Origin of the sequence: Pedobacter sp., assembly GCF_041662865.1 — a bacterium.
Classification (GTDB): domain Bacteria; phylum Bacteroidota; class Bacteroidia; order Sphingobacteriales; family Sphingobacteriaceae; genus Pedobacter.
On record NZ_JBAZRL010000014.1, the window covers coordinates 13,979 to 36,956 of the forward strand.

Annotated in this window: 17 protein-coding genes; all 17 read right to left on the bottom strand. The window is 35.1% G+C overall.

Annotated elements, in window-relative coordinates; genetic code table 11:
* Nucleotides 1-22: 22 nt before the first annotated feature.
* Nucleotides 23-814: an inositol monophosphatase gene (locus WC622_RS06905; protein WP_372818638.1), complete on the bottom strand. Its 792-nt coding sequence runs from the start codon at nucleotides 812-814 to the stop codon at nucleotides 23-25.
* 2 nt (nucleotides 815-816) lie between these two features.
* Nucleotides 817-1,971, bottom strand: coding sequence for a prolipoprotein diacylglyceryl transferase (locus WC622_RS06910; RefSeq protein WP_372818562.1), 1,155 nt, complete (start codon nucleotides 1,969-1,971; stop codon nucleotides 817-819).
* A 121-nt stretch (nucleotides 1,972-2,092) separates the two neighbouring features.
* Nucleotides 2,093-3,412: a tRNA (N(6)-L-threonylcarbamoyladenosine(37)-C(2))-methylthiotransferase MtaB gene (gene mtaB, locus WC622_RS06915; RefSeq protein ID WP_372818564.1), complete on the bottom strand. Its 1,320-nt coding sequence runs from the start codon at nucleotides 3,410-3,412 to the stop codon at nucleotides 2,093-2,095.
* A gap of 66 nt (nucleotides 3,413-3,478) precedes the next feature.
* Entirely contained in the window at nucleotides 3,479-4,051 is a 573-nt protein-coding gene (locus WC622_RS06920) for a UbiX family flavin prenyltransferase (RefSeq protein ID WP_372818566.1), read from the bottom strand.
* Between the two features lie 697 nt (nucleotides 4,052-4,748).
* Nucleotides 4,749-6,374 carry an NADP-dependent glyceraldehyde-3-phosphate dehydrogenase gene (locus WC622_RS06925; RefSeq protein WP_372818568.1) on the bottom strand — a complete coding sequence of 542 codons (1,626 nt, stop codon included), beginning with the start codon at nucleotides 6,372-6,374 and terminating at the stop codon, nucleotides 4,749-4,751.
* A 2-nt stretch (nucleotides 6,375-6,376) separates the two neighbouring features.
* Nucleotides 6,377-7,951, bottom strand: coding sequence for an MFS transporter (locus WC622_RS06930; protein ID WP_372818570.1), 1,575 nt, complete (start codon nucleotides 7,949-7,951; stop codon nucleotides 6,377-6,379).
* Between the two features lie 41 nt (nucleotides 7,952-7,992).
* Nucleotides 7,993-8,655 carry a bifunctional 4-hydroxy-2-oxoglutarate aldolase/2-dehydro-3-deoxy-phosphogluconate aldolase gene (locus WC622_RS06935; protein ID WP_372818572.1) on the bottom strand — a complete coding sequence of 221 codons (663 nt, stop codon included), beginning with the start codon at nucleotides 8,653-8,655 and terminating at the stop codon, nucleotides 7,993-7,995.
* Nucleotides 8,645-9,691, bottom strand: coding sequence for a PfkB family carbohydrate kinase (locus WC622_RS06940; protein ID WP_372818574.1), 1,047 nt, complete (start codon nucleotides 9,689-9,691; stop codon nucleotides 8,645-8,647). The genes WC622_RS06935 and WC622_RS06940 overlap by 11 nt, the downstream gene beginning before the upstream one ends.
* A complete protein-coding gene (gene uxaC, locus WC622_RS06945; protein ID WP_372818576.1) occupies nucleotides 9,666-11,066 on the bottom strand; it encodes a glucuronate isomerase in 1,401 nt (466 codons plus the stop codon). The genes WC622_RS06940 and uxaC overlap by 26 nt, the downstream gene beginning before the upstream one ends.
* A 171-nt stretch (nucleotides 11,067-11,237) precedes the next feature.
* Nucleotides 11,238-12,050: an SDR family oxidoreductase gene (locus tag WC622_RS06950; RefSeq protein ID WP_372818578.1), complete on the bottom strand. Its 813-nt coding sequence runs from the start codon at nucleotides 12,048-12,050 to the stop codon at nucleotides 11,238-11,240.
* A gap of 2 nt (nucleotides 12,051-12,052) precedes the next feature.
* Nucleotides 12,053-12,883 (bottom strand): 5-dehydro-4-deoxy-D-glucuronate isomerase, encoded by an 831-nt coding sequence (gene kduI, locus WC622_RS06955; protein ID WP_372818580.1) that lies wholly within the window; start codon nucleotides 12,881-12,883, stop codon nucleotides 12,053-12,055.
* Nucleotides 12,884-12,978: 95 nt separating this feature from the next.
* Nucleotides 12,979-14,622 carry a UxaA family hydrolase gene (locus WC622_RS06960; RefSeq protein WP_372818581.1) on the bottom strand — a complete coding sequence of 548 codons (1,644 nt, stop codon included), beginning with the start codon at nucleotides 14,620-14,622 and terminating at the stop codon, nucleotides 12,979-12,981.
* The gene (locus tag WC622_RS06965; RefSeq protein WP_372818582.1) at nucleotides 14,622-16,133 is read right to left on the bottom strand and encodes a tagaturonate reductase; all 1,512 of its coding nucleotides are present in this window, start codon (nucleotides 16,131-16,133) and stop codon (nucleotides 14,622-14,624) included. Before WC622_RS06965 ends, WC622_RS06960 begins: the two co-directional genes overlap by 1 nt.
* Nucleotides 16,134-16,306: 173 nt before the next feature.
* Complete coding sequence (locus WC622_RS06970; protein ID WP_372818584.1) at nucleotides 16,307-18,286, bottom strand: alpha/beta hydrolase family protein; 1,980 nt, start codon at nucleotides 18,284-18,286, stop codon at nucleotides 16,307-16,309.
* A 29-nt stretch (nucleotides 18,287-18,315) separates the two neighbouring features.
* Nucleotides 18,316-19,353: a pectate lyase gene (pelA, locus tag WC622_RS06975; protein ID WP_372818586.1), complete on the bottom strand. Its 1,038-nt coding sequence runs from the start codon at nucleotides 19,351-19,353 to the stop codon at nucleotides 18,316-18,318.
* Nucleotide 19,354: 1 nt separating this feature from the next.
* Nucleotides 19,355-21,289: a glycoside hydrolase family 88 protein gene (locus tag WC622_RS06980; protein WP_372818588.1), complete on the bottom strand. Its 1,935-nt coding sequence runs from the start codon at nucleotides 21,287-21,289 to the stop codon at nucleotides 19,355-19,357.
* A gap of 1 nt (nucleotide 21,290) precedes the next feature.
* Nucleotides 21,291-22,961, bottom strand: coding sequence for a glycoside hydrolase family 28 protein (locus WC622_RS06985; protein WP_372818590.1), 1,671 nt, complete (start codon nucleotides 22,959-22,961; stop codon nucleotides 21,291-21,293).
* Nucleotides 22,962-22,978: the final 17 nt, after the last annotated feature.

The following is a 22,978-nucleotide window of genomic DNA, read 5'->3' on the forward strand; positions in this document are numbered from 1 at the left end:
CTAAATATAAAGCAAATTGTCTTTAATCGAAGTATTTTTTGATAGTAGTTAAGATCTCATCCGTGATTTTGCTATTGGTTGCTAAAACTTCCCGAGTTTCTAAAAATTCATCTCCGCCAGCAAAATTCATAATCCTACCTCCTGCTTGTTGCACCAGATATGCTCCGGCAGCAACATCGTATGAGTTTAAATTATATTCGAAATAAGCATCAAATCTGCCGCACGCTACATAAGCGAGATCTACTGCTGCAGAACCAATGCGTCTTAATCCGTGGCATTTTTGCATCATATCGGTAAAAAGCTGAATGTATTGTGCTTGTTTATCAAATTGATAATACGGAAAACCAGTTGCTAAAAGGCATTGAGATAGATTAGTACTTTCAGATACACGAATCTCCTTATTGTTTAAATAAGCTGCGCCACCTTTAAACGTGAAGAACATTTCTCCTCTATTAATCTCATACACTACTCCAATTACGGGCTTCTCTTCTTCGTATAAAGCAATGCTGATGGAATATGTTGGTATGCCGTGAATAAAGTTTGTAGTTCCATCCAAAGGATCAATAATCCAAGTGTAGGTTTTGCCTTTGGTGTTAACGGTTTCTTCTTCTGTAATGAAGCCAGCATCAGGTATCAACTTTGTTAAATTTTTTACCAAAAGCTTTTCTGCATTTTTATCTACGTAGGAAACTAAATCGTTTAGTCCTTTATATTCAATTGCGTTTGAATCGAAAGCCATTGCCTCCTTCCGAATAAAATTACCCGTTAAGCGTGTGATAGCAATAACTTTTGAGCATAATAATTCGTAATTCATCATTAGTAATTCGCGTGTTTCTCTTTGTTTTTAATAGAATAAATCACCAATAATAATCCTGCGATAAATAATAGTGAAGAAATTAGCTCTGCTTGTGTAAATGGAATACCTGCAACTGTATATTTTGAGTTTACACGAATTAATTCAATGAAAAATCTTTCTACTCCATTTAGCATTAAATAAATACCGAACATCATACCTGGTAATTTAATACGGGTACGAATTTTCCATAAAATTAAGAAGAGTATAAAGGCCATTATTACTTCATAAATTGCCGTTGGATAAACTGGTTGGGGCAATTCATTACAATATTTACCAATACAACCTGCAATGTGATCGCCTTCTGTAGCTACGTTATTCGGATAAGTATATGCCCACAACCAATCTGGTAACCATGTAAATGGTTTAGGGTTTAAATTTGGAATTCCCCAATCTCCATCTCCTGATAAATGACAACCAATACGGCCAACACTATACGCTAACATCATTCCTGGTCCACCAACATCTAGCATGTGTAATGGCTTTATTCCGTTTTTACGTGCAATGTAAATTACTGCTGCACCACCGCAAATTAAACCTCCATAAAATGTTAACCCACTAAAAGAAAGTAGACCGCCAATTGGATCTTTTATAAAGCTATCCCAATGTTCAAGATTATCGAAAATCTTTGCACCTAAAAACCCCCATATAGCTGCCCAAACAACCATATGACTCATCAACTCGTGCGGATGAACAGTAACTTCTATTGTTTTTGGCTTAGCTAATTTTACTTTATCTTTTTCCTTGTAGGCCCAATATGCAAACAAAGCTGACAAAGCAATACCACCTAATAGATTTCCTTTAGTAGAAAGGAGCACAGTTTGTGCATCGTTTACAAATAGTTTATAATTTAAGAGTGCATAAATCAATTTATAACCTATTAAAAAACCAAAAAAGGCATTAGAAATAAGTTCTATAGTTGACGCTGGCTCACCAATAACCATACTTCTTTTTTTAGGATGCAGAATTCCTAATGCTTCTTTGCGTTTCAACTCTTTTGTAAAAGCCCAATAACCTGCTACAAATGCAAGTGCTACAAAAACGCCAAAAGTGTTAAATGGAAGTGGCACATCAATGCCAAAAAGATAAGATAGGAAGTGTGAAACGGTAGGAAACATAGTGAAAAATTTAAGCGAAGATAATAAACAGTTTTCAGTTCTCGGTTTTCAGTTGAGAGTTTGCAATTGCAAATTGTGAATTATTAAAACTTAAATGGAATGTTGTTAATTGAAAACTGAATTAATGCGCTAAAACTTCTTCTGCTTCAGCTACTTCAACTTCTCCATCTGCTAAGAGTGATAATAGTTTAACATTTTTAAGTTCGTTTACCATTACAGGGTCGTACTTAGCTCTAACTTTTACATAGTTTTTGGTAAAGCCATGCATAAAGCCATTTTTTTGGTCGTCTTCAAATAACACTTGACCAGTTGAACCAATTTGAGATTCGTAAAATGCCCTTCTTTTTTTATCAGAAAGGATATGCAACATTTTATTTCTATCGAAACGTGTACTTCCTGCAACTTTACCTTTCATTTCTGCAGCTTCAGTTTGCTCACGTTCTGAATAAGTAAATACGTGTAGATAAGAAATATCCAATTTGTTTAAAAATTGGTAAGTATCTAAAAAATCATCGTTTGTTTCGCCTGGGAAGCCAACAATTACATCCACTCCTATGCAACAATTTGGCATTACTGCTTTAATTTTCGCAACACGTTCAGTGTATAATTCACGTTGGTAGCGTCTTTTCATCAAGCCTAATATTTTATTAGATCCAGATTGTAAAGGAATATGAAAATGTGGCACAAACCGTTTTGATGTAGCTACAAATTCGATAATTTCATTGCTCAACAAGTTTGGTTCTATTGAAGAAATACGAATACGTTCTATACCTTCAACTTCATCTAATGCTTTAACTAAATCGAAGAATTTATCTTCTCTTTGTCCATCACGAATACCAAAATCGCCAAGGTTTACACCTGTTAATACAATTTCTTTTACTCCACTTTGCGCAATTTGAGTGGCACGATTAACAACATTTTCGATGGTATCGCTTCTACTTCCACCGCGTGCCAAAGGAATGGTGCAATAGGTACATGGATAATCACAACCATCTTGCACTTTTAAAAAAGTACGTGTTCTATCGCCAATAGAATAAGCTGCAATAAAATTATGATTTACTTTTTCAATGTTTTGTTGATGAACAACTGCTTTAGGGTTTTTAGTTAAATCTGAAATAAATTCTACGATTCTAAACTTTTCAGCTGCACCTAAAACCATGTCTACGCCTTCTATCTCGGCAATTTCTGTTGGTTTTAATTGAGCATAGCAACCCACAATGGTTACATAAGCATTTGGAGAATATTTAAGTGCTTCTTTAACTACTTTTCTGCATTTTTTATCTGCGTGTTCGGTTACAGAGCAAGTATTAATTACATACACATCTGCCGCATCGGTAAATTCTACAACCGAGTAACCCGCATCAGTAAACAAACGACCAATGGTTGAGGTTTCTGAGAAGTTTAGCTTACAGCCAAGTGTATAAAATGCAACTTTTTTCATCGAGCTGCAAAGATACAAAATTGATTGACGATTTTAGATTTACGATGTACAATGACAATGAGTAGACTATTTGTCCTCGTTCCAGCGATAGCTTTCTTGTTCTAAACCTGCCAAGTCGATTACGCGATTAACGACTGTTTGTGCTACATCTTCGATTGTTTTAGGTAAACTATAAAATGATGGATTTGCAGGGCAGATAATTCCTCCAGCTTCTGTTACTATTTTTAGATTGTTAATGTGAATTAGGCTAAAAGGTGTGTCTCTAACTACGGCGACTAATTTACGTCGTTCTTTCAAAATTACATCTGCTGCTCTTGAGATTAAATCGTTGGATATGCCATGAGCGATGCGGCCTAATGTGCCCATTGAGCATGGAATGATGATCATGGTGTCGAATTTCGCAGAACCTGATGCAAATGGTGCATTGAAATCCATTTTATGATAAAAAGTAAAAGGATAATTATCGTATTCCTCATTGCCTAATTCGAAACGCCATACTTCTTTTGCATTATCTGACATTACTACACCTACATTTTCTATTTGAGAGGATAGTTTTAGTAAATTATCTAATAAGAGTTTAGCATAGATAGAGCCACTAGCTCCTGTAATTGCAACGATTATTTTTTTCTTTTTGATCATAATGTTATGTAAAGATACGAAGTGTTTGGGATATAGGTTTTGTTTATAACCAATGGTTTGGTTTGCTCGGCTTGTCACTTAGTGAAAGTCGTCTTTTTCATGATAGTTATTGGCATTAAATTGGAATAGATAGTAAAAAAAATATCAAGTCTGTGTAGTTCTTTGGAATGGGTGTGGTTTGGGATTGCTTTCTGCACAAGCGAGAAGTCTTACTGCAAAGCAAGAAGTCTTTCCGCACAAGCGAGAAGTCTTTCCACACAAGCAAGAAGTCTTTCTACACAAGCGAGAAGTCTTGTTGCCAGTTGAAGAAACCATTCTGTTTTTCAGACTCTCTAATTATATTGAGGGAATCTTACAACTTAAGTTTATAGGGTTGGCTTTCAAATGGAATGTTGGTTTTGCTTTTCTGAGAAAATAATTTTATTAATTGCCGCAGTTGGTGAAGACCTACTTGGCAAGGAAGTGGGGAAATTTAGGTATTTATAAGTGTAGGCTACATATACGCGGAAAAAGAAAAAAGGGCCAAGAATAAATTCTTGACCCTACATCTACCTATGAAAAACATACCCCCGAAAGGGTAAGCTCAAATGTAACTAAATTTGCAAATAAAAGAAAGTTTATACAGGCTTTTTTTTATTATAGTGTAATTGTGACGCAATTAAAATTTAAATATTAGCTGAATAAGCTTTTATTGGCATTAAAACAGATATTTTGTGCTTAAAAAATTAGAACTGTGACTATCAATAATCTCATTTAGCAAGTGTTTATTGTTATCGTTTAGTTTTGTTGCAACTAATGAGCGAATAGAGAACGAACGTAAGGCATCTACTACTGATAAAGTGCCTTCTGCGCTATCTTTTCTTCCTGTAAAAGGAAAAAAATCTGGTCCGCGTTGGCATTGGCAATTGATATTTACTCTGCTCACTTGATTCACTAATGGATCTATTAATGCAGCCACTTCTTGATCATCATTACTGAAAATACTTACTTGTTGGCCGTGAGTTGATTCGATTAAATATTCTATCGTTTCTTCTAAATCATCAAAAGGAACAACAGGTACAACTGGTCCAAATTGTTCTTCAGTGTATAGTTTCATCGCAGCATTAACTGGATAAACAATTGCAGGATATACAAATGATTCGTTTGTTGCACCTCCATTTTCATTAATGATTTTTGCTCCTTTTGAAATCGCATCATCCAAACATTCTTTTAAATACGCTGGTTTATGAGGCTCTGGTAGTGGTGTTAACGAAACTCCATCAACCCATGGCATTCCGAATTTTAGTTTACCGACTGCTTCGGCAAGTTGTTTTAAAAACTGATCTGCTAGGCTACGGTGTACAAAAATGATTTTTAGTGCTGTACATCTTTGTCCGTTAAAAGAAAGTGAGCCTAAAACGGTTTCTTGTACTGCTAGCTTTAAATCGGCCTTTGCCGTGATAATTGCAGCATTTTTTGCATCTAAACCTAAGATAGCACGTAAACGGTTTACTTTAGGGTGCATCTTTTTTAACTCATTGGCAACTTTACTAGAACCAATTAATGTTAACACATTTATTTTTCCAGATTCCATTAATCCTGGAATAATTTTATTCCCGCGTCCGTAAATGGTATTTACTACGCCTTTAGGAAAACAGTCTTTAAATGCTTCTAATAAAGGATAAAATAATAATGTACCGTGTTTAGGTGGTTTAAATAAAATCGTATTTCCCATGATTAACGCTGGGATTAACGTTGTAAAAGTTTCATTTAATGGGTAATTGAAAGGGCCCATACATAAAACTACGCCTAGAGGAGAACGACGAATTTGAGCAACAATGCCTTGTTCCATTGTAAAGCCTGCAGATTGACGATCTAAATCTTTTAAGGCATCAATTGTTGCTTGGATGTATTCGATTGTACGGTCAAATTCTTTAGTCGAATCGGCAAAAGTTTTGCCAATTTCCCACATAATTAATTTTACAACCTCTTGCTTTTTCTCAATAATTTGATGCGTAAACCTTTCCACGCATTCAATTCTTTGGGCAACATTCATTGTTGGCCACTCGCCTCTGCCATTATTATAGGCTGCTACAGCTGCATCTAAAGCTGCGTTAGCCTCTTCCTTATCACAAAGTGGATAAGTGCCAATTATTTTGCGCTCTAAACCATTAGGAGTTTTAATGCAAATAGGTGATAAAACGGTGTGTACATCACCATTCCATGGTAACATTTCTCCATTTGACAGGTATTTACGTTGGTGTACTTCTTCCGCCAGTTTAAAGGCATCTGGAATCTGCTCTTCAGTTAAAAAGAGTGAATTCAATTCTTCTTGAAAGCTCATAATTATAGGTCGGTAATTTTTTTGTATTTAGGAACTAATGATTTCATTACAACCCATGCAATTAAATAAGCTACGGCACAAAATGCAAACATTATGGTGTACGCAACAGTCATATTTGATTGAACTAAAGGTTTTTGAATTTCCAAAAGTTGATTAAACAAATTAGAATCAATTGATTTTAATTTATCTGCAACTTCAACTGGCAGTTTACTCAACGCCATTATATTCAAGTCTATTTTATCACCATATTTACTGGCTAAATCCATTGAAGTTATTTGGTTAACAAAGACATTATTACCCAACTCATTAAACTTGCTGAATGATTCTGAGATGCCTTTATGTGCATAACTATCAAAAATCCAACCGCCAACTTTAGTGACTAAAACCCCACCAATACCACCTGCCATACCACCGATACCTACTACAGAACCTATTGCTCTTTTAGGGAACATATCTGAAACTGTGGTAAAAATATTTGCAGACCACGCTTGATGTGCAGAAGCGCCAATACCGATTAAAACTACTGGAATCCAGAATGAATGATGGCCTAAAGGTTGTGCCAATAAAACTACCAAAGGGAAAAGAGCAATGGCAAACATGGCTTTCATTCTCCCATCATAAACAGCATAACCTTTATCCACAAAATATTTAGGCAGCCAACCACCACCAATACTTCCAAACATTGTCATGCTGTACAATACAGCCAAAGGAAGCATGATATCAGAACCTGTCATGGCGTATTGATCTTTTAAATAACCTGGCAACCAGAACAAGAAAAACCACCAAACGCCATCAGTCATGAATTTACCAAATGTAAATGCCCAAGTTTGTTTGTAGCCTAATAATTTAAACCATGATACTTTATCAACGTTTGCTTTGTCAGCAACTTCGTCTTCATCACTATTAATGTAAGCTAATTCTTCAGCTGAAATTCTCTTTTGTTTCTCTGGAGATTCATAAAAAACTAGCCAAAAGAACAACCATAAAAAGCCAATTGCTCCAACTAATTCAAATGCTCTTTCCCATCCCCAATGTTCTGCAATCCAAGGAACAGTTATTGGCGCCAAAATAGCACCTACGTTAGCACCAGAATTAAAGATACCAGTTGCAAATGAACGTTCTTTTTTAGGATGATATTCTGCTGTCGCTTTAATAGCTGCAGGAAAATTTCCTGATTCACCAATGGCTAAAACTGCTCTAGAAAACATAAAACCTAATATGGATACAGGTAATGCTGCGATACCAAATGTTGTTAAAATAGAAGCTACACCAGTACCAATAGAAATAGAATATGCATGAATTATGGCTCCAATTGACCAAATAATAATGGCAATTCCATAGCCCCATTTTGTACCTAATTTATCTACAAAACGACCAGCGAAAAGCATGGAAATTGCATAGGTAAATTGAAAAATAGCGGCAATATCGGCATAATCACTATTTGACCATCCAAATTGCTCTTCTAAAGTAGGTTTTAGTAAACTGAGCACTTGTCTATCAAGGTAATTTACTGTTGTTGCAAAAAACAGAAGGGCGCATATTGTCCATCTGTAATTGCCAATTTTAACTTGGTTCATAATTTTAGGTTTATATTTTGGTTGATTAGTGTGTTTTTTGTTTAAGGTTTTACTTTATTAATAATTTCGAATGTTTTCATGGTTAGCGAAAACAGGGTATCGTAATCTTTATTTTCTAAAATTTGTTTACTTACTAGTTTACTGCCCATTCCTACAGCGCAAACACCTGCTTTAAACCAGGTATCAATATTTTTCTCTTCAATTTCTACTCCGCCAGTTGGCACAAATAACTGACCCTGAAAAAGCTCTTTAATTGATGATAAATAATCTGGGCCTAAAATATTGGCAGGAAATAGTTTAATAATTCCTGCACCAAATTGATGAGCGACATTAATTTCAGTTGGTGTCATGCAGCCCGGAATCCATAATAAGCCAGCATCGTGAGTTAGTTTGCCAACTTCTAAATCTACAACTGGACAAACAATAAAATCTGCTCCAGCTGCTAAAAAAGCCTTTACTTCTTCTGTATTTTTAATTGTACCGATGCCAAGAAATAAATCTTGCATTTCTGTTTTTAATGCTTCTTTAATGAATTTGAAATTCTCAAGCGCAGCTTTACCCCTATTTGTGTATTCGAAAACACGAACTCCAGCACGGTATAAAGTACGTACAATATCTAAACTTATCTGTGCATCTTCGTAATAAAAAAGAGGCAATAACCCTTGATTTTTGATGGCCTGTATAGCTGCTTCTTTAGTCTTCATTTTCTTTTAATGTCTGGTTAACCTGTTCAATTGTTGCTGTAGTACAATCGCTTGGTATATATAATTTATTAAACGCTGCTGCTGTAGCGAAATTTAAAGTTTCTGACGAATTGTTTTTATGATAAAATCCATAAATCAATCCTGCCATGAAACAATCTCCGCTTCCTACTTTATCTAAAATCTTTTCAGAAACATATTCCTTCGATACAGTTAGCTCGTTTTCTGTATATAATGTGGTGTAATATTTTATTCCTTGTTTATAGTCGAAACGGAAAGTATTAGCTACCGATTTACATTTAGGGTAGTTTTTAATGATTTCTTGAGAAGTAGCCTTTGCTTGTTCAAGATACACGTTTTTATCGCTCGTTTCGTGAATAAACTCTGGCAAGCTAATGCTTAACATTTTTTCTGCTGCCCAAATATTACCCATAATCAAATCGCAATATTGAGCTAATTGAGGAATAATTTCTGACGGCTGTTTACCGTATTGCCATAATTTGGCTCGGTAATTTAAATCGATAGAGATTGTAATCCCTTTTGCACTTGCAGCTTTAACGGCTTCTAAACAAACATCGGCAGCTGCCTGATTTAAAGCCGGACAAATGGCGCTAAAATGAAACCAAGTAATTCCATCTAAAACTTTATCCCAGTTGATAGTTCCTGTTTGCAACTTCGCGAAAGCAGAATTTGCCCTATCGTAAATTACACTGGCATTTTTTAAGTCTTTTCCTTTTGGTAAGTAATATAAACCTATTCTATCTCCTCCGCGATGAATTTTAGAGGTATCAATTTTGCAATTATCCATGTAACGGATGATTTGCTCTGACATGAAATTCTCTGGCAAAGCTGTAAAATAAGCTGAAGGAACATTCCATAATGCCAAGGCTGTTGCTACATTTAATTCTGCGCCACCAACATAAAAAGGCAGTTTATTTTCTGCTAGCCATTCACCATCTCCATCTGGACAGATACGCAATAAAAGTTCACCAAAACTTAAAACTTTGCCCATATTAGAAATTGAAATAGGTTTTTGCATTGTTATAACAAATGTCTTGAATTACTTTTCCAAGCCATGCTTTATCGTAAGGTAATTCTCCATTTTCTACATCTGTGCCAAATAAATCACATAAAATTCGTCTAAAATATTCGTGACGAGGATAAGAAAGGAAACTTCTCGAATCAGTTAACATTCCTACGAATTGGCTTAATAAACCTAAGTTAGATAAGGCATTAATTTGATTGATCATTCCTTGTTTTTGATCTAAAAACCACCATCCAGAACCCCATTGCACTTTTCCAGCAACTGTTCCGTCTTGATAATTACCAATCATCGTTGCCATTAGTTCGTTATCAGCTGGATTTAAGTTATAGAGAATAGTTTTTGCCAGTTTATTATTCAAATCTAATTTATTTAAAAACTTAGATAATGATTTTCCTTGTGGGAAATCTCCTATCGAATCGAAACCTGTATCTGGACCTAGGGATGATAATAAACGATCGTTATTGTTTCTTAAAGCACCAAGATGGAATTGTTGAACCCATCCTTTTTCGTGATCCCAAAGTGCAAAATTGAAAAGCATAGCTGATTTGAATTTCAAATTCTCTTCTAAACTTATTGCTTCGTTATTTCTTATTTTAAGGAAGATAGTTTTGATTTCAGCTTCGGTATAATCTTCAGCATAAATTTGTTCTAAGCCATGGTCAGAAACTGATGCGCCGTTTGCTGCAAAGTAATCATGACGAGATTTTAACGTGGACAAGTAGGTATCGTAATCAGCGATTGTTGTTCCAGTTAACTTTGCCAATTTATCGATGTAAACATTTAAACCTGCTACATCATCTGCGTTCATTGCTTTATCAGGTCTAAACGCTGGCAAAACTTTAATATCAACGTTGTTATTTTTTATTTGCTGATGATATGCTAAACTATCTAAAGGATCGTCGGTTGTACATAACGTTTTTACGTTCATTTTACGTAATAAACCTTGTACGCTGTATTCCTTTGTTTGTAATTTAGCGTTACACTCGTCGTATATTTTTTTCGCATTAGTGGAAGATAAAACTTCGTGAATATCGAAATAACGCTGTAATTCTAAGTGTGTCCAGTGGTATAAAGGATTTCTTAGTGTATACGGAACTGTTTCTGCCCATTTTTCAAATTTCTCCCAATCTGATGCAGCCCCAGTGATAAAGTATTCATCAACACCGTTTGCACGCATCGCTCTCCATTTGTAATGATCACCATACAACCAAACTTGAGTAATATTCTCAAAGTTTTTGTCTTCAGCAATTTGATCAGGCATTAAATGATTATGGTAATCAATTACTGGCATATGCTTCGCAAATTCGTGATACAGCGTTTGTGCTGTTTTGGTTTGCAATAAAAAGTTCTCGTCTAAAAAGTTTTTCACTGGGTGGTATTATATTTTTAAAATCATTTTTACCATTAAGGTATTTAAGTTTCGTATAAGTTATTGTGCAAGTTTATATTACATTATTTCTAGTCGTCATCCCCAACATGATTGGAGATCTTAATGCTATCGCCTTAGGATTCCCGCCTACGCAGGAATAACGAATAAAAATTATACCCCACTAAAAATTGAGAAACCACCGTCTACACAAATCATAGCTCCAGTTACAAACTGCGATGCATCACTCAATAGCCAAACTAAAGCGCCTTTTAATTCATCTGGATCGCCAAAACGTTTAAAAGGAGTTTGTTTAATTACAGATTGGCCACGTGGTGTATAACCATCTGGGGTAGTTAGTAAATTGCGGTTTTGTTCTGTTAAGAAAAAGCCTGGTGCTAAGGCATTCATTCTAATTTTATCGCCATAGCGATTTGCCAATTCTACCGCAAACCATTGTGTATAGCAATCTACCGCGGCTTTACCCATATTATAACCCAATACTTTGGTTACTGCTTTTTTAGAATTCATAGAAGAAATATTTACAATACTTCCTCTTCCTGTTTTAGCAATGGCTTCCCCAAAAATTTGAGTTGGAATTAATGTTCCCCATAAATTAAGGTCTAGGACTTTTTTCATTCCATCCATTTTCATGCTAAAAATGTCTTCATCTGGTTGTAAAACTCCATCTGGCATATTGCCACCAGCTGCATTTACTAAACCATCAATTTTACCAAACGCTGCAATAACCTTTTCTCTTGCAGCAATTAGTTGTACCTCATCCATCGCATCAGCAATTAAAGCAATTGCCTTTCCACCATTTTTATTAATTGTATCTGCTCTTTCGTTTGCGATTTCAGCATTTCTGCCCAAAATACCAACTGCTCCGCCTGCTTCTACAATAGCGTTTACAAATGAATTACCTAGAATTCCTGTTCCGCCAGTTACTACGATTACTTTACCTTCTAAAGAAAATGATTGTTCCATTATTATTTAAGTTCTTTTACTCCAAATGTATCCATGTCAGCATAGTCAAGATTTTCACCTGCCATACCCCAAATAAAACTGTAATTTTTTGTTCCACTACCAGCGTGAATGCTCCAAGTTGGAGATAAAACTGCTTCGTGGTTAGCTACAATAATGTGACGAGTTTCTTGAGGTTCTCCCATGTAATGGAAAACTCTATGCTCCTCATCTACATCAAAATAGAAATAAACCTCCATTCTACGGTCGTGAGTATGTGGTGGAATGGTATTCCAAACACTACCTGTTGAAAGAATAGTTAAACCCATTACCAATTGGCAACTTTGAATGCCGTCTTTATGGATGTAACGCATAATTTTGCGTTCATTAGCAGTTTCTACACTTCCTAATTGTGCAGAAAAAGCATCAGCATTTTGCAAATATGTTGTTGGATATGTTGCGTGAGCTGGCGCTGATAAAATATAAAATACAGCAGGTTCATTTGCATTTTTGCTACTAAACTTTACATCTTTTACACCTTTACCCAGATATAAACAATCTAGTTTTGCTAAATTGTACGTTGTGCCGTCAGCTTCAATTGTTCCTGCACCACCAACGTTAATCACACCCATTTCTCTTCTTTCTAAAAAGAAATCAGCACGCAAAATATCATATGTACCTAAAGGCACAACTTTGGTTGTTGGTGTGATTAAACCAGTAACCATTCTATCGTAGTGAGAATACACAAAATTAGCTTTGTCTTTCTCTTTTAATCCGTCTAACAAAAATCTTTCTCTGATTTTGTCAGTTCCATAAGTTTTAAAATCTTCTGAGTGTACGTGTTGTATAATCTTCATTTTATTGTGTTTTTCGTCATTGAGAGGCACGAAGCAATCTCCTTGTTGCAATTCGCTTTAAGATTGCTTAGTGCCTCGCAATGACGGTTTATATATTATAAAGATACTCCTCTTTTCCAAGGAATAAAATCATCTTGATTTAGTAAAACAGCTTTTGGAATTACTTCGCCGCTGGCTGCTTTAATGCAATATTCTAAAATATCTTCTCCCATTTCTTCAATGGTTTTTTCACCTTCAATTATTGACCCCGTGTTGATATCAATAATATCGCCCATGCGATTTGTTAAGGCATTATTGGTTGCAACTTTAATTACTGGACAAATTGGATTTCCAGTTGGCGTACCCAAACCTGTGGTAAATAAAATTAAAGTTGCTCCACTTGCAGCTTTACCTGTAGTTGCCTCCACATCATTTCCTGGTGTACAAACTAAATTTAAACCACTTTTTGTAGTGGGTTCAGTGTAATCTAGCACGTCTACAATTGGCGATGTGCCGCCTTTTTTTGTTGCGCCATTACTTTTGATGGCATCGGTAATTAATCCATCTTTTATATTTCCTGGTGAAGGATTCATATCAAAACCAGAGCCTGCGTTTTCTGCAGCCTGATTATAAGCGCTCATTAACTTGATAAATTTCTGAGCTGCTGCTTCGTCTTTCGTTCGATCAATGATATTTTGCTCTGCTCCACATAATTCTGGAAACTCTGCTAATAAAACTGTTGCGCCTAATCCGACCAATAAATCTGAACAATAACCGACTGCAGGATTAGCAGAAATACCACTAAAACCATCGCTACCCCCGCATTTAACGCCAATATTTAATTTGCTTAATGGTGCTGGTTTACGTTCTATCTTATTCGCTTCTATTAAACCTCCAAAAGTTTTTTTAATTGCTTCTGCAATCATATTTTCTTCGCTTTGCGATTTTTGCTGCTCGAAAATATATAACGGCTTATCGAAATTTGGATTTCTCTCTTTTAAATCAGTCAGAAAATCTTGAACCTGCAAATTCTGGCAACCTAAACTAAGTACTGTGATTCCAGCTACATTTGGGTGATCGGCATAAGCAGCTAATAATTTACTTAAAATTGCCGCATCTTGTCTAGTTCCTCCACATCCACCTTGATGGTTTAAAAACTTAATGCCATCTATATTTTTAAAAACTCTATTGTTTCTAGCATTTTCAAAGGAAAGTGGTGCGTCAAAAGTCGAGATATCAGTTCCGTCTTTAAAAGCCTCCACCAGTTGGTGCGTATATGCTTTATATTTTGCAGTTACCGTGTAGCCTAATTCATTGTGTAAGGCTTCTCGAATAACATCTAAATTGCGGTTTTCGCAGAAAACAGTTGGAATAAATAACCAATAGTTTGCTGTACCAACTTTGCCATTTTGACGATGATATCCGTTAAATGTGCGGTTTGCAAATTTCGAAACATCTGGTGCTTTCCATTCGTAATTGTAAGGACGATATTGGTAAGGTGCTGCTGCATGTTTTAGATTTTCCACAGTCATTAATGCACCTGCTTTTAATGAAAATTGTGTTTTACCAACTAAGGTTCCATACATAAAAACTTCATCCCCAACATTCATATCTGTGGTGTAGAACTTATGCTTTGCATGAATATCATCTACTAAAGTATAGGTTTCACCTAGATAGTTTATTACCTCACCAGCTTTTAAATCTGTTAATGCGATTAGTACATTATCTTTTGGATGAATTTTTAAAACCTTATTCTTCATTACAATACATTTATTTTTGAAGTAGTTTCCTCTAAAGCTTGAGGTATTTCACCAGCAACTATTTTATTGAACTTTTCTTTTACCGATTTGGTAAAGCCTGGTAATAGGTTTAAGTCTGTACCCCAAAAGTCTACATCATTCAGTACACTTGTTGCATAATTGGTGACATTTGCAGATAACTGATCGTAAAAATATTTAGCGTTATTATCTGTAATAAGATATTCCAACCCTTGAAATGATCCGTAAAATTTACTTCCCTCTCTATGATCGACTTTCATAAACACTAAATAAGCTGCAAAGCCAAGGGCAATATGTTCTGGAACTTTATTAAATAATTTGTAATACTTCAATAACAATGGCAAAATGCGAATCTTCATTTTCATGGTGTATTGAAAAGTGATATTAACCCACAAGTGCTCAATAGCAGGATTTGCAAAACGATCTTTTACGGTATTGGCAAAAACTGTTGCTTGTTCTTGCGTAACTTCGTACGGTATAGCTGGACCAATTTCTACAGCCATTAAATCTTCTATATACGTTTTTAGTTGGTCGTTGGTCATTGCATTTTTAACTGTATCAATACCTGATAGAAAAGCAATACCAGAACTCAACGTATGTGTTCCGTTTAACAAGCGAACCTTTAGTTCCCTATAAATTTCTATATCGTTTGCAATCACAACTCCTGCATCAACTTTGGCAAACTCTAAAACGCTTGCTACTTTTTCATCGCCTTCAATGGCCCACAAACGGTAAGGTTCTGTCATTGACAGCAAATTATCTGTATAACCTAATTCATCTTGTAAATTGGCTAATGTGGCGGCATCTGGTTTGCCTGGAACAATTCTATCCACTAACGAATTACAAAAAGTATTTGATGAAACTACCCAAGCTATAAAACTGGCTTCCAACTGATTAAATTGCGCAAGCTGCAATACAAACGATGCTAATTTAATTCCGTTATCTGGAATCAACTCTGTTGCTATAATAACTAAACCACTTTCTTTTGAACCGTTAAAAGCTTTAAATCTTTCGTACAATACAGCTAAAACTTTGGCAGGGAAAGAAGTTGGTGGATTTAAAGTGATGCTTTCGTTTACAAGGGTTATGCCTACTTCTGTGGTATTTGAAACGATAAGTTTCAAATCTTTAGATTTTGCAATAGTTAAAACTTCATTCCAGTTTTCTTCGGCAGAAATAACTCTACTGATAGCTGATGAAATAATATTTTCTGATACGGGTTGACCATTTTCCAGTCCGCGTACACAAAGCGTATATAATGAGTTTTGAGAATCAAATTCGGTTGTTGATCCACTTGTTGATTTTACTACCGCAATTCGACCATTAAAAATTCCTTGACGATTTGCTTTATCTATGAAATAATCTGGTAAACCGCGTAACAAAACACCGGTTCCAAACTGAAGCACCTTTTCTGGAAGTTCGAAGATGCTATCGTCTGGTACAACCACATTTTTTGGATTGATTAAATTTAGATTTTCTTGAGATAAAATCATTTCTAATGAATACTGCTTTTCAATTATAAAATTTGTTCACAAAAAGACGGCAATGCCCTTTCAAAGCATATTGGTTAAAGCAATTATACTTATTAATTGCTAGTAAAAACCCTATTTGAGTGCAAATATTTGCGCAATCGTTCCCGAGAACGTTGTGGTAAAATGTGGTTTATTTATGGATTGAACTTTACTTTTTCTGCACCTACCCAATTTATTAAATTTGGAATATCATAATAGTTCAGCACATTATGAATTACAACTCCATATCGGTCTTTTGCCAAAGGCTGATTTAAGACATATTGGTAAGTCGAAATACACTGATACAAATTGATTTTAGCAATTTTAGAATCGAAAAATGCAGCATGAAGAGCTGGCAAACCAACCAATCCGATAGCATTGATTTCAATTGGTAGTTCATTTAATTCTACATTCTTATCTATAAATTCCATTATACTTAACACATCTGTAACTCGTTGTCCAATAAGAGGCTTACCAATATGTAAAGCTAACATCGCATTTCGATATTCCTTATTGAAATATTTAGGATCGTTTAATTCTGGTTTATCCATGGTTTCTCCATTTCCGCGAAGGTCAACAGCTACTATAATTTCTTCGCTTCTCTCAGATAAGGATTGAGAAATAATACTATCGCGTTTCTTTGTATCATCACTTACCCAAATTACTATCTTTTTAGCTTTAGCTGATGGATAGTAAATACGAATTGGTAAAGGAACTTCATTCCTTTTGCGAAGAATAATTTTATCAAACTTAGTATCAAAGTGACCAATTTTCCCTTTTCCAACTTTTTCTATTTCTGTTTTTTCACTCGTAAGCCTTATTCCAAGTAATTCTCTGATTTTCTGCTTTCTTTGATCGATTGGTAGTTGCGAAAATAATCTTCTGTGTTCAGCTTTTTCGCTAAATAATTGAAGGTTTTTTTGAGCAACAGTCACTTCATCAGGATAGCTTGAATTTACTTTTCCTTTTATAGTCGCAAATAAATCCTTATCCAGTAATATTTCTAAATTCCCCTCAATAATTGGCTTTGCATCATAATAAAACCATTTTCTAAACCATTGTACGGCAGCTTCTCGCTTAGGTTTTGAAATGCCATGACCATCATCATAAGTAAAAAGTGATAGCTTTTCCGAAGATGCTAAACTTTGATACACTTTCTTGAGTTCTTCAACAGATTGCAATGTTCCATTATAATCTATAAAATCATATCGCCCTGCTAAAACTAACATTGGTTTTGGAGCAGCAGCAATCAAATAATCGCTCATCTCTAAATGCGCATTTCCTTCTCCTGGAATTTGTGCGCAACCATCAGCAGCACCAGTCATTTCCAAAGTTCGTTCTCTGCTTGCTAAATAACTACATGGCGCAATAATTTTTACACGATCATCAAAACCCGCAAAATAAATGGCTTGCATAGCGCCACCACTATTTCCAATGCACCCAATTTTGGCTTTATCAACTTCTGGTCTAGTTTCCAAATAATCTAATCCGCACACATTATCTAATAGTTCATATGCTGCAACAGAAGTACCCAAAAGATTAGAGGATAAATTTAATAAGGTATGCTCAGTAGTTGAGCCTCGAGTAAGTGCTTTCCCAGTTTCATCCGTTAATTGAACTCTTTCACTTTGAGAAATTGGATCGATTACAAAAACTACAAAACCATTCTTTGCAAAAAGAATAGCTGTTTGTTGATAGGATTCGGTTGCTTTAGCTAAATCTTCATGTCCACAAAAAAGCAAAACTGCAGGAAATTTCCCTTTACCTTCTGGGATATACAGATTTGCCGTAACATGATGGTTTTTAAAGCTCTGGTAAACAATTTTCTCTATACGATAATCTGTTTTTTGGATTGTTCCTGTTATTTGTGGATTTAAACTTGCTTTTTGAGGCAATGTTCCAATAACTATTTTAACTTTTTGTTTTACTGATTGGATATACGCACTTGTATTTGTTTTGGAAGTTAGTGCTTTGTTAAATTCTATTTTTCTTGCATCGTATTCCGAATGCATTTGCTGAATGAGATAAGTATTTAAACTTACATCAGTTTTCCAGTCGAGTATAGTTGATTTTTGAGCAAAAGCAGTGCAAATAAAACATTGAAATAAAATGAAAATAGCTAAATTTTTAATCATAATTGATTTCTTAGCATTTTATACAAAACTTATGGATTAGCCTTTAACCATTTAGGGTATTCTTTATTTAGAAGATTATTTGGCCATGCACCGTACCAAGCGTAACCATTTCTACGTTCAAAACTAATATCAGCTACATTGTCTTTTATCGAATTATCTCTATCTCCAAATATGGGTTTGTTGGATTGAAAGTCGTAAAATCTAGCCCAAATTACAGCAGTTGGATCAGCTATTAAACCTCTCTCTTTTCCATCAGGGAATTTCTCAAATTTATAACCAGTAATTTTTGTTGCTTCAAACCAATTGATTGCATTGGTAATTGCTTTCCTTATCTCAGGTGATGGATTTTTTAATCGCATTAAAAATCTAACGATCCCAACAGATTCTGATGTACTTAAAGATGCAGGCTCAAAATTTCTAGCTTTCGCGGGTTTCAATGTGTTTTGATCGTATTGTGCAGCCCAAATAGTTGGCTTTCCATTTTGCAAAACCTGTGTTTTTAATATACAATCTACTCCTCGTTTAACTGCATCTTCAGCTTTGCTGATGTAACTTTTGTCAACAACATCAAAATCATTTGCTTGTGTAGCAATACCGTGCATAATGTTCAACACATTTACAATTGCATCATCATTATACGTTATTTCGGCTCTATAAATGCTTTTATCTGGATAATATTGTGGCCAACCACCATTTGCATATTGGGCTTTTAATAGGTAATCTATTCCCCTTTCAGCTGCTTGTAAATAGGTTTTGTTATTTGTTGCTTTATAAGCTTTTACTAAGGCATTAATTTCTCTACTAGTTGCTTTGTTATCAATCGTAGCATGTTTTTCTGTTGTGGCTTTAATTTTAGCCATCAATGCATCGTTTAGTGGAGTTTCATATTTCACCACGCTCCCGTCTTCCAGTTGTTTTGGCCAAGCTCCATTACTCAATTGATAAATCAACATTTTCTCTGCTATCTGATCTGTTTTTATCGTTGTTTGCGTAGCATTTTGAGCTGAAACGCATGAAAACAAACACAGGCAAACCGAAGTATAAACTATCGCTATTAATCTTTTCATTCTATTTCTTTGAGCTTGTTTGTTTTGCTAACCAATTCACTAAATTAGCCGCTGCTTTTAAATTATCATAGCTTGCCGGCAATTTTCTACCATCCACATACTCATTGTATAGCCAAGGATCTCCAATTACAAAAACAGTTCCTTTTCCATATTTAGTAACCGACATCACATTATCGCCATCTTTATCTTTTAAAATCGATTTTGCATTGCCTGAAAGTTTTAAACTGCTATATTCTTTAATGAAAAGATTGGTTGAGTTTTTAAAAATTTCATTTCCAGCAGGGACTACGACTTTTGCAGTTTCAAAATTAGAAGGCACTGGGACTGTCCCTTTACTATCCTTGTTAAACTGCACACCAAATTTTATGGCCAATTCATTAAAATGATCTAATTCGCAATTTGGTGCATCGTTAGCCATTAACACCAAAACTCCGCCAGCTTTTACCCATTCGGTAATTGCTTTAATATGAGCGCTCCCTACAAAATTTGGTTTTGGATTTTCTTTCTCAAAGTCTGGGTCTACAATGATATAAATCGACGAATTTTTTAAGTTCGCTATTGTTGGTGCTTGATATAATGTATTGGTCTTAAAACCTGCGTTATTGAATTGGTCTCCCCAAAAAGAAAAACCTCCATTTGCGAGTTCTTCCCATTTGTAATGCCAAGAAATGGTATTATTGCTTTGGTCTAGTTTAGTTTCATTATTGAAATAAGAATCTAAGGTTACCATTTTACCAAAGCCAGGTTTTGGTAATTCAGCAATTTCCATTTCGTTCGCAGCCAACAAAAATGCACCAACACCTTTCGGATCATTGGTAATTACTTTCTCACTCAAATAATACGAATAACTACCATCTCGATACGGTTTTCCACCCAAGCCGGAAACACTAACCGTTCCTTTTAAATTAATTTTTCCTACCGATGCCTGTTCAATAAATTCAGTTCTAATGCCTTTATATCCTTTATCTGCCACTGCAAAATAGGAAGAAGGCAAATAACCCATGCGCACGGCTTTTGCAAAGGTATACACAAACATATTTGCTGCAGATGCTTCATGGTAATTTCCTTTGCCAGTTGGTTGATCTAAAATATCATACCATAAACCTGATTTCTGATCTTGTACTTTTTGAACTGCCAACGCATATCTATTTAAAATGGCTAGTAATGCAGCACGTTTAGGATGATTTTTTGGAAAATTATCTAATGCATCAACTAATGCCATTCCGTACCATCCCATTGCTCTAGCCCAAAAATTTGGAGATTTGCCTGTAGTTTTATTTGCCCATTGTTCAGTTTTTGATTCGTCCCAACCGTGATATAACAAGCCGGTTTTAGCATCTCTAGCATTTTTTTCCATCCAAATAAACTGATTTGCGATGTCATCAAATGCTTTTTCGTTTTTAGTCAACGCTGCATATTCTGCATAAAAAGGTTCGCCCATATACAAACCATCTAACCACATTTGATTTGGATACACTTTCTTGTGCCAAAACCCACCTTCTTTTGTTCGAGGTTGTTGTTGCAATTGATCCCACAACAAGGTTGCGGCTTTAAAGTATTTTTGCTGACCAGTTACTTTGTATAATGTGAGTAGTGAACGACCATTTTTGATGTTATCAATATTGTAATCGGTTTGTTTATAGCGGTTAATTGTCCCCTCTTTAGTGACAAAAAAATCCATGCTTTTTTGCATGTACTTAAAATATTCCCCATTTCCGGTTCTTTTCCAAATGCCATTTATTCCTTCAAGAATTACACCTTGATCGTATGCCCATTTTACAGGCTTTGGATTTGATGGTTCGAGATTTAATGAATCTTTCCAAATTTCCATAACCGTACTAGCCATTTGTTGTGATAACGACTGTTGTGCCTTAGCGTGTACAGTTAGACCTACGAAAGTTGCTACGCTTAGATATTTAAAAAGGGATGTTTTCATACTATTTGTTAATCTGTACTGATTTTTCTGTCGCTCCAGCTAAAAATTCGGTTTTGTTTGTCGCTTTTGAAGTATCTAAACCCGAAGTTTTAATAGCGGTGTTTCTATCTCCGCTTATGCGGAAAAGCAATTGTGCTGTATTATAATTAATAGTCGAAAAGTTGATATTATTTCCATTTTGGATATTAATTAATGGATTTGCTTTATCAACTACCAAGTTTATTTTACTTAAGTTTAAGTTTTTAGCTTCCTGAATATCAATACCTTCCGTGGCTTTAGCACTAAAATTATCAATAGTGATGTTGCTAATACTCAATTCTGGTAAACCTCTAATAAAAATTGCTTTAGTCGCCCCATCACACACAATATTACTGATATGAAAATCTTTAAAAACAGGAGTTTCTTCAGTTACAGGCAATATTTGAATTTTAGGCGCATCTCTTTTCTCTCCTGTTAAGGGAACAGGATCTACTGCAGCATAATACATATCGAACAAAATTGCTTCACCGACAATGTCTTTCATATTGATATTTTTAACGAAGATTTTCTCTACTACTCCGCCTCTACCACGAGTTGTTTTAAAGCGAAGCCCAATATCAGTTCCAATAAATGAACAATCGGATACGAAGATGTTTCTCGCTCCTCCAGACATTTCACTTCCAATGACAAATCCACCATGTGCATGATAAACAGTACTATTGCGGATAATTACATTTTCGGTCGGCATTCCACGTTTTCTGCCTGCAGCGTCACGACCAGATTTAATGCAAATTCCATCATCACCTACATCAAAAGTACTTCCTTCAATCAATACATTTTTACACGATTCAATATCAATACCATCACCATTTTGTGCATACCAAGGATTTTTAACGTATACATTTCTAACAGTCAAATCTTCACACATAAGCGGATGAAGATTCCAAGCAGGTGAGTTTTGAAAAGTAACTCCTTCTAGTAATATTTTTTTGCAAGAAGTAAGTACCAATAAATTTGGACGTAAAAAATCTTTAACTGATGCATAAAAATCGGATGTTTTATCTGCAGTAATTTCCCCTGGATTTTTCAACGAAGCACCCTTAAATGTTTTTTCTGAAGGATACCACGTTTTTTTATCTTCGCTGGTTAGCCCACCAGAGGCTATTAATTTTTTCCATTGGCTTTCGGTTAGTTTATCCTTTTTAACCATTCGCCAAGCATCACCAGCCCCATCAATAATTCCATAACCTGTAATCGCAATATTTTGTTGTTTAGTAGCAGATATTGGCGATTGATTTCGCATTTGTGGTAAACCTTCCCAATTACCAGCTACCAATGGATATTGATCAAAATCTTTTGTAAACTGAAGGATAGCGTTTTTTTGGAGATGTAAATTTACATTGCTTTTTAATTCAATCGGACCACTTAGCCATAATCCTTTTGGAATGACAACTACACCACCGCCTTTTTTATTGCAAGCGATAATGGCATCATTAATGGCTTTTGTATTTAAAGTCAAACCATCGCTTTTAGCACCATATTTTACAATAGTAAATGTGTCAGTTTTAAATGAAGTTTTAGCAACAACCGGAAGATTACTAAATGAATAATTTGGCTTAACACCTGATTGAGCGTTAACAAAGAATGAGGCATTTAGTATGAGGAAAGCGATAGTATAACCTATTTTTTTCATGTTCGTAACTACAATTT